Below are 7,941 nucleotides of genomic sequence, written 5' to 3' on the forward strand. Positions count from 1 at the left end.
CCTCCTTCGAGGAGCCTTGACAGCTCCAGCGCTACCGGCCTCAGCGTACGGTCCTGTGATGCCGGGAAGCCCGGTCCGGAAGCAGGTGGACGCGCGAGCTCCTTCCGGCAGCGTTCCGCCGAGCGAGGCAGGGTCCGTGCGGGCCTCGTCGGTGGTGGTGGGCCTTGTGAGAGGCTGGGCCGTATGAACCGGCTAGCTGGTGTGACCTCGCCGTATCTGCTTCAGCACGCTGACAATCCGGTCGACTGGTGGCCTTGGGCGCCGGAGGCTTTCGAGGAAGCGCGACGGCGCGATGTCCCCGTACTGCTGTCGGTCGGCTATTCGGCGTGTCACTGGTGTCACGTGATGGCGCACGAGAGTTTCGAGGACGAGCGTGTCGCCGCGGTGATCAACGAGCACTTCGTGCCGGTGAAGGTGGACCGCGAGGAGCGGCCCGACGTGGACGCCGTCTACATGGAGGCCGTGCAGGCCGCCACGGGGCAGGGTGGCTGGCCGATGACGGTCTTCCTGACGCCGGAGGCCGAGCCGTTCTACTTCGGTACGTACTTCCCGCCGACGCCGCGCCACGGGATGCCGTCCTTCCCGCAGGTCCTCCAGGGGGTGCGGAGTGCGTGGACGGACCGCCGGGACGAGGTGGGCGAGGTCGCCGGGCGGATCGTCGCCGACCTGTCCGCGCGGTCGCTCTCCGAATCGTTGGCCAAGGGCGATCCGGTGCCGCCCGGCCCGGAGGACCTGGCCACCGCCCTGCTGACGCTCACCCGCGACTTCGACGCCGTGCACGGCGGATTCGGCGGGGCGCCGAAGTTCCCGCCGTCCATGGTGCTGGAGTTCCTGCTGCGCCACCACGCCCGTACCCGGTCCGAGGCCGCCCTCCAGATGGTGCAGGCGACCGCGGAGGCGATGGCCCGCGGCGGGATCTACGACCAGCTCGGCGGCGGTTTCGCGCGCTACGCGGTCGACGCGTCCTGGACGGTGCCGCACTTCGAGAAGATGCTCTACGACAACGCGCTGCTGTGCCGCACGTACGCGCACCTGTGGCGCGCCACCGGATCGGACCTGGCCCGCCGCGTCGCCGTCGAGACCGCCGAGTTCATGGTGCGTGAACTCCGTACGGAGCAGGGTGGCTTCGCCTCCGCGCTGGACGCCGACTCCGACGACGGCAGCGGCAAGCACGCCGAAGGCGCCTACTACGTATGGACGCCCGGACAGCTGCGTGACGTCCTGGGGGAGAAGGACGCCGCGGTCGCCGCGCACTACTTCGGCGTGACGGAGGAGGGCACCTTCGAGGAGGGCGCCTCCGTCCTGCAACTGCCCGACACCGACGACCTGGTGGACGCGGCGCGCATCGCGAGCATCAAGGAGCGCCTGCTCGCCGCCCGAGCCGGCCGGCCGCGCCCCGGCCGGGACGACAAGGTCGTCGCCGCCTGGAACGGCCTGGCCATCGCCGCCCTCGCCGAGACCGGTGCCTACTTCGACCGCCCGGACCTGGTGCAGGCCGCCACGGACGCCGCCGACCTGCTCGTCCGCGTCCACATGGACTGGCAGGCGCGGCTGCACCGCACCTCGCGCGACGGCGTGGCAGGCGCCAACACCGGCGTCCTGGAGGACTACGCGGACGTCGCCGAGGGCTTCGTCACGCTCTCCTCGGTCACCGGGGAAGGCGTCTGGGTGGAGTTCGCGGGCCTCTTCCTGGACACCGTCCTGGTCCACTTCACCGCCGAGGACGGCACCCTCTACGACACGGCCGACGACGCCGAGCAGCTGATCCGCCGCCCGCAGGACCCCACCGACAACGCCACGCCGTCCGGCTGGACCGCGGCCGCCGGCGCGCTCCTGTCGTACGCGGCGCTGACCGGCAGCGCCCCGCACCGGGAGGCCGCCGAACGCGCCCTGGGCATCGTCAAGGCGCTGAGCGGCCGCGCGCCGCGCTTCGTCGGGTGGGGCCTGGCCGTCGCCGAGGCCGCGCTGGACGGTCCGCGCGAGATCGCGGTCGTCGGCCCGGACGGCGACCCGGCCACCCGGGCGCTGCACCGCGCCGCCCTTCTGGGCACCGCGCCCGGCGCGGTGGTCGCCTTCGGGGAGCCCGGTTCGGAGGAGGTGCCCCTGTTGAAGGACCGGCCGCTGGTCGACGGCCGGGCCGCCGCGTACGTGTGCCGCCACTTCACGTGCGAGCGCCCGACGACGGACGCGGAGGAGCTGGGGGAGAAGGTCAGCGGCGGCTGAGGGGAGGCGGGGCGGCCGGCCCGTTGCGGGCCCCGCTGGTCCGCGTTCCTCCGGCCGGCCGTCCTTGCCGTCGCGCCGCCCTCCGCCTGAAGGCCTAGGTCCAGAAGCCGACTTGAACTTCACGCGGGCGTCAACTTCTAGCGTGACGGCATGACGAACCGCACGAACCACACCGGCGGCGCTCTCCCCGCCACCCACCACGAAGTCCGCCTGACCCGGCGCCCGAAGGGCCCACTGACCGACGACCTGTTCGAGGTGGCCGAGGTGCCGGTGCCCGAGCCGAAGCCCGGGCAGGTGCTCGTACGCAACACCACCATGGCCGTCGCCGCCGTCATGCGGACGCTCATGGACGAGGTCACCACCGTCCCGATGCCGTCCTTCGTGCCGGGGGAGCCGCTGTACGGGTCGGCCGTCGGCGAGGTGGTCGACGCGCCCGGTACCGACTTCGCCCCCGGCGACCTGGTGGAACACCACTTCGGCTGGCGGGAGTACGCCCTGGTGGACGCCGCCGGGGCGCACCGCAGGGACCGGGACCTGCTGCCCGACCCGGCCGCCTACCTGTCGCAGGGCCCGACCGCCTACATGGGCGTCGTCCGGGGCGCCGAGGTGCGCGCGGGCGACACCGTGTTCGTGTCCGGCGCGGCCGGCGGGGTGGGGTCGCTGGCCGGCCAGATCGCCCGGCTGCGCGGCGCCGGACGGGTCATCGGCAGTACGGGGTCGCAGCGCAAGGCCGATCACCTGGTCGGCGAGCTGGGATACGACGCGGCGGTGATCCGCGGTGCCGGGCCGATCGAGGAGCAGCTGCGCGAGGCCGCTCCGGACGGTGTCGACGCGGTCTTCGACAACGTGGGCGGGGAGCAGCTGAAGGCGGCCATCGCGGTCGCCAACCGAGGCGCCCGGATAGCGCTCGTCGGCGCGCTGTCCCAGCAGCTCTCCGACTCCGGCGGGCACACCACCGAGATCGACACGCTGTCCCTCCTGGCGCGCGGCATCACCCTGCGCGGCGTCGCGCTGTACGACCACCCGCACCTGATCGCCGAGTGGAACGAGGTCTTCGGGCGCGGCCTCCGGGACGGCACACTCACCTTCCCGCACGCGCGGCTGCACGGCATCCAGGAGGCTCCGCGCGCCCTGCGGGAGCTGGTCGAGGGGCAGCACCTGGGGGCCGTACTCGTGGAGTTGTGAGCCGTCTTCCCCGGGTGGGGCCCGCCGGTGTGCGCGCGGCCGACGACGTACGGTCTGAGGGAGTCGACGTACGCAGCGGGGCGCCACCGGCCGGGCCCCGGCGGGGGAGGACCGGATGCGCATCGGGGACGCCGCGGCCGCGGCGGGCATGACGGCCAGGGCACTGCGCTATTACGAGGAGCAGGGGCTGGTGACCGCCCGGCGTACGCCGTCGGGGCACCGGGTGTACGAGCCGGAGGACGTACGGCGGCTGCGCACGGTACGCGAACTGCTCGACGCCGGACTGACGGTGGGCGACATCCGGTCGTTCGCGCCGCTCCTCGACACGCTGCCGCCCGACGGCATACCGGAGCTCTTCTTCGCGCGGGACGGCGACCGGGACGCCGGACGGGACGGTGCCCAGGACGGCGAGGGGGACGGCCCGGCGGGCGGTGGGCCGGAACACTGCCGTACGGCCGCGGAGGTGGCCCGCCGCCGGCTGGCCGACCTGGACGCCCGGATCGAGCGGCTGACGCGGTTGCGCGGCCGGCTGGCCCGGCGGCTGGGGGAACCGGCCCGGGAGCCGGGGCGCGTGGCCCCGTACGGGCGGGCCTTGAGGGAGTGAGACGGGGTGTAACCCCTCCCCGACACGCCCCCTCACAACACCAGCCCCCTCCCCAACACCCCCATCGCCCGCCCCACGACACTCCCCAGATCGTCCCGCCGGTCTTCCGCGACCCAGTGCGTCAGCGCTTCGTGGAGGGCGGCCAGGACCGCCGTGGCGACCACCCGGATCTCCAGGTCGTCGGGGTGGCGGCCGGTCCGTTCCGCCAGTACGGCGCTGATCATCGCGCTGTGCCGCGCGGTGCTCTCGGCCGTACGGCCGCGGATCGCGGGCACCTCCTGGATGAGCCGGACGCGCTGGACCAGCGCGGCGCGCTCCTCGGCCGAGAGCCGGCGCAGTGCATCGACGGCCACGTGCCGCAGCGACTCGGTCATCGGCTCGCCGGCGGGCCTGGCCCGCAGCCCCTCCTCCAGGAGCGCGTCGTACTCGTCGGTGAGCACGATGTCTTCCTTGGTGGGGAAGTAACGGAAGAGCGTGCTGGGGGAGACGTCGGCGGCCTCGGCGATCCGGTCGGCGTGGGTCGCCTCGTACCCCTGCTCCTCGAAGAGCCGGTAGGCGGCCCGGCGGATCGCCCGCCGGGTCTGGATCTTCTTCCGCTCCCGCAGCCCGACCCTGGGGGTGCCGGGCTGAGCGGCGGGTTTCTGTGCTGAGGCCATGGACGCCATTGTCGGCCGGAGGCGGCCGGCCCCGGGCGCACGAGGGGTGTCAGTCCGGCGGTGTTCCTTGATATCTCCTTGTCTGTCAGTGGTGTGTGTAACGCTTCAACGAGGGCAAGGTCACTGTCAGTGATGCCTGGAGGGGGTGTTGCGGGTATGCGTACCGCGATTGATGTGTCCGCCGTCTTCGCGGCGGGGCTGTGCGTCGGAGGGTTCCTCGTCGGCGGCACGGCCGCGGTGGTCGCGCTGGTCCTGGCCGGGGTGACGGCCCTGACATGGCAGGTGGCCGCGGCTTCGAGGCCGCGGCCACGGACGGGCACGGGGAGTGCGCGCCGGCGGGGCGGGGGTGCCGGCTCGCGTGGCGGCAAGGGCGTTCCCGGTGGTGCGGGTGCCGTGCCGGGCGCCTCAGGCGTGCGAATAGGCAACCAGTGAGATGCCGACGTAGTGCACGACGAACGCCGCCAGGGTCAGGGAGTGGAAGACCTCGTGGAAACCGAACCACCGCGGTGAGGGGTTGGGGCGCTTGATGCCGTAGATGATGCCGCCGGCGCTGTAGAGGACGCCGCCGACGATGACGAGGACGAGGACGGCGATGCCGCCCTTGCGCAGGAAGTCGGGCAGGAAGAAGACGGCCGCCCAGCCCATCGCGATGTAGCAGGGTGTGTAGAGCCAGCGCGGCGCGCCCACCCAGAAGACGCGGAAGGCGATACCGGCGAGGGCGGCCGCCCAGACGGCCCACAGGAGCGTCTGGCCGCGGCTGCCGGGCACCAGCAGCATGGTCAGCGGGGTGTAGGTGCCCGCGATGATCAGGAAGATGTTGGCGTGATCCAGCCGCCGCAGCAGGGCGCTGGTGCGCGGGCCCCAATTGCCGCGGTGGTAGAGGGCGCTGATGCCGAAGAGCAGGCAGGCGGAGAGGGTGTAGACGGCGCAGGCGATCCGGCCGCGGGTGCTGTCGGCCAGTGCCGTGAGCACCACACCGGAGATGAGGACGGCGGGAAACATTCCCGCGTGCAGCCAGCCCCGCAGCTTGGGCTTGAGTGGTGCGGCCACCGCGGCGACCGCGGAGACTGCGTCGGCGGCCGCGCTGGTCACGGAGGAAGTGCGGCTTTCGGCGGCGTCGGGCGCGGAAGTCATGGCCGCAATGCTACCTACGCGACCGTAAGTTACGGATTGGTCCGGAAGTGGTGACGGTCACGAGAACCTCCTCTGGACAGATGCCGATCGGGACCGGATGATCAAATGAGTGCGGTCGGCACCGGATGAGCGGTCGCGAAGCATCCGGGTCGCAGCCCCCAAGGGGCAGGCAACTTCATCAAGCGGGCTCTGCCGGCATGCGAGCGGACAGTGGTCCGACCAAACCCTCATCTAGGAGCGATCGTGGCGCGCGACAACGCGGCTCCCTCCCCCGTACCGACCAACCACCAGGAACTGATCTCCTGGGTCGACGAGATCGCAGCCATCACCCAGCCGGACCGCGTCGTGTGGTGCGACGGCTCGGAGGCGGAGTACGAGCGCCTGTGCGAGGAGCTCGTCGCGAAGGGCACCTTCACGAAGCTGGACCCGATCAAGCGCCCCAACTCGTACTACGCCGCGTCCGACCCCTCGGACGTGGCCCGGGTGGAGGACCGCACGTTCATCTGCTCCGAGAAGGAGGAGGACGCGGGCCCGACCAACCACTGGAAGGCCCCGGCGGAGATGCGCGACATCTTCACCGGTGAGCAGGGCATCTTCCGCGGCGCGATGCGCGGCCGGACGATGTACGTCGTCCCGTTCTGCATGGGCCCGCTGGGCTCCCCGCTGTCCGCGCTCGGCGTGGAGATCACCGACTCGGCGTACGTCGCCGTCTCGATGCGCACCATGACCCGGATGGGCCAGGCCGTCCTGGACGAGCTGGGCGAGGACGGCTTCTTCGTGAAGGCCGTGCACACCCTCGGCGCCCCGCTGGCCGATGGTGAGGCCGACGTGCCGTGGCCGTGCAACCCCACGAAGTACATCTCGCACTTCCCCGAGGACCGCGAGATCTGGTCCTTCGGCTCCGGCTACGGCGGCAACGCCCTGCTGGGCAAGAAGTGTTACGCGCTGCGCATCGCCTCCGTCATGGCCCGCGACGAGGGCTGGCTGGCCGAGCACATGCTCATCCTCAAGCTCACCCCGCCGCAGGGCGAGGCCAAGTACGTCGCCGCCGCGTTCCCGAGCGCCTGCGGCAAGACGAACCTGGCCATGCTGGAGCCCACGATCTCCGGCTGGACCGTCGAGACCATCGGTGACGACATCGCCTGGATGCGCTTCGGTGAGGACGGCCGGCTGTACGCGATCAACCCCGAGGCCGGCTTCTTCGGCGTCGCGCCCGGCACCGGCGAGCACACCAACGCCAACGCCATGAAGACGATGTGGGGCAACTCGGTCTTCACCAACGTCGCGCTGACCGACGACGGCGACGTGTGGTGGGAGGGCATGACCGAGGAGCTGCCCGCGCACCTGACCGACTGGAAGGGCAACGACTGGACGCCGGAGTCCGGCACCCCGGCGGCCCACCCCAACGCCCGCTTCACCGTCCCGGCCGGCCAGTGCCCGATCATCGCGCCCGAGTGGGAGGACCCGAAGGGCGTGCCGATCTCGGCCATCCTCTTCGGCGGCCGCCGCGCCAGCGCCGTACCGCTGGTGACCGAGTCGCTGACCTGGCAGCACGGTGTCTTCCTCGGCGCGAACGTGGCGAGCGAGAAGACCGCGGCGGCCGAGGGCAAGGTCGGCGAGCTGCGCCGCGACCCGTTCGCCATGCTGCCGTTCTGCGGCTACAACATGGGCGACTACATGGGCCACTGGATCAAGGTCGGCGCCGACAAGGACCAGGCCAAGCTGCCGAAGATCTACTACGTCAACTGGTTCCGCAAGGACGAGTCGGGCCGCTTCGTGTGGCCGGGCTTCGGCGAGAACAGCCGGGTGCTGAAGTGGATCGTCGAACGCCTGGACGGCAAGGCCGAGGGCGTCGAGACGCCGATCGGCGTGCTGCCGACGAAGGAGTCGCTGGACACCGACGGCCTCGACCTGGCCGACGCGGACCTCGACTTCCTGCTCACCGTCGACAAGGACGTGTGGCGCGAGGAGGCGGCGCTCATCCCCGACCACCTGAACACCTTCGGTGACCACACGCCGAAGGAGCTGTGGGACGAGTACCACGCGCTCGTACGCCGTCTGGGCTAGTACGGGGGAAACGGTCCGGCACCGGTGCCGGACCGCCACGGTCGGCGGCCGGGGTCACGTGCACGAACACGT

At 71.9% G+C, this 7,941-nt stretch carries 6 protein-coding genes; 4 read left to right on the plus strand and 2 right to left on the minus strand.

The features are described from left to right. Nucleotides 1–183: 183 nt before the first annotated feature. The 3 genes from AB0L45_RS36480 (at nucleotide 184) to AB0L45_RS36490 (ending at nucleotide 4,012) form a co-directional block, all read left to right on the plus strand. Nucleotides 184–2,223, plus strand: coding sequence for a thioredoxin domain-containing protein (locus AB0L45_RS36480; protein WP_365847901.1), 2,040 nt, complete (start codon nucleotides 184–186; stop codon nucleotides 2,221–2,223). A gap of 150 nt (nucleotides 2,224–2,373) precedes the next feature. Next, entirely contained in the window at nucleotides 2,374–3,408 is a 1,035-nt protein-coding gene (locus tag AB0L45_RS36485) for an NADP-dependent oxidoreductase (protein ID WP_365847903.1), read from the plus strand. Nucleotides 3,409–3,523: 115 nt separating this feature from the next. After that, nucleotides 3,524–4,012, plus strand: a complete 489-nt coding sequence (locus AB0L45_RS36490) for a MerR family transcriptional regulator (RefSeq protein WP_365847905.1) — start codon at nucleotides 3,524–3,526, stop codon at nucleotides 4,010–4,012. Nucleotides 4,013–4,044: 32 nt separating this feature from the next. Here AB0L45_RS36490 and AB0L45_RS36495 read toward each other — a convergent pair whose 3' ends face one another. Both AB0L45_RS36495 and AB0L45_RS36500 read right to left on the minus strand, forming a co-directional pair. Then, complete coding sequence (locus AB0L45_RS36495; protein ID WP_365847907.1) at nucleotides 4,045–4,677, minus strand: TetR family transcriptional regulator; 633 nt, start codon at nucleotides 4,675–4,677, stop codon at nucleotides 4,045–4,047. A gap of 396 nt (nucleotides 4,678–5,073) precedes the next feature. Then, the gene (locus AB0L45_RS36500) at nucleotides 5,074–5,802 is read right to left on the minus strand and encodes a hemolysin III family protein (RefSeq protein WP_365847909.1); all 729 of its coding nucleotides are present in this window, start codon (nucleotides 5,800–5,802) and stop codon (nucleotides 5,074–5,076) included. Nucleotides 5,803–6,045: 243 nt separating this feature from the next. On the opposite strand from AB0L45_RS36500, the gene AB0L45_RS36505 reads away from it, so the two are divergent. Next, nucleotides 6,046–7,869, plus strand: a complete 1,824-nt coding sequence (locus tag AB0L45_RS36505; protein ID WP_365847911.1) for a phosphoenolpyruvate carboxykinase (GTP) — start codon at nucleotides 6,046–6,048, stop codon at nucleotides 7,867–7,869. Nucleotides 7,870–7,941 lie beyond the last annotated feature (72 nt).

It is taken from the genome of Streptomyces sp. NPDC052496, from assembly GCF_040679095.1.
In the GTDB taxonomy this organism is placed as follows: domain Bacteria; phylum Actinomycetota; class Actinomycetes; order Streptomycetales; family Streptomycetaceae; genus Streptomyces.

Coding starts and splice junctions, on each gene's coding strand:
- AB0L45_RS36480 (WP_365847901.1), top strand. CDS start 184: ATGAACCGGCTAGCTGGTGTGACCTCGCCGTATCTGCTTCAGCACGCT.
- AB0L45_RS36485 (WP_365847903.1), top strand. CDS start 2,374: ATGACGAACCGCACGAACCACACCGGCGGCGCTCTCCCCGCCACCCAC.
- AB0L45_RS36490 (WP_365847905.1), top strand. CDS start 3,524: ATGCGCATCGGGGACGCCGCGGCCGCGGCGGGCATGACGGCCAGGGCA.
- AB0L45_RS36495 (WP_365847907.1), bottom strand. CDS start 4,677: ATGGCGTCCATGGCCTCAGCACAGAAACCCGCCGCTCAGCCCGGCACC.
- AB0L45_RS36500 (WP_365847909.1), bottom strand. CDS start 5,802: ATGACTTCCGCGCCCGACGCCGCCGAAAGCCGCACTTCCTCCGTGACC.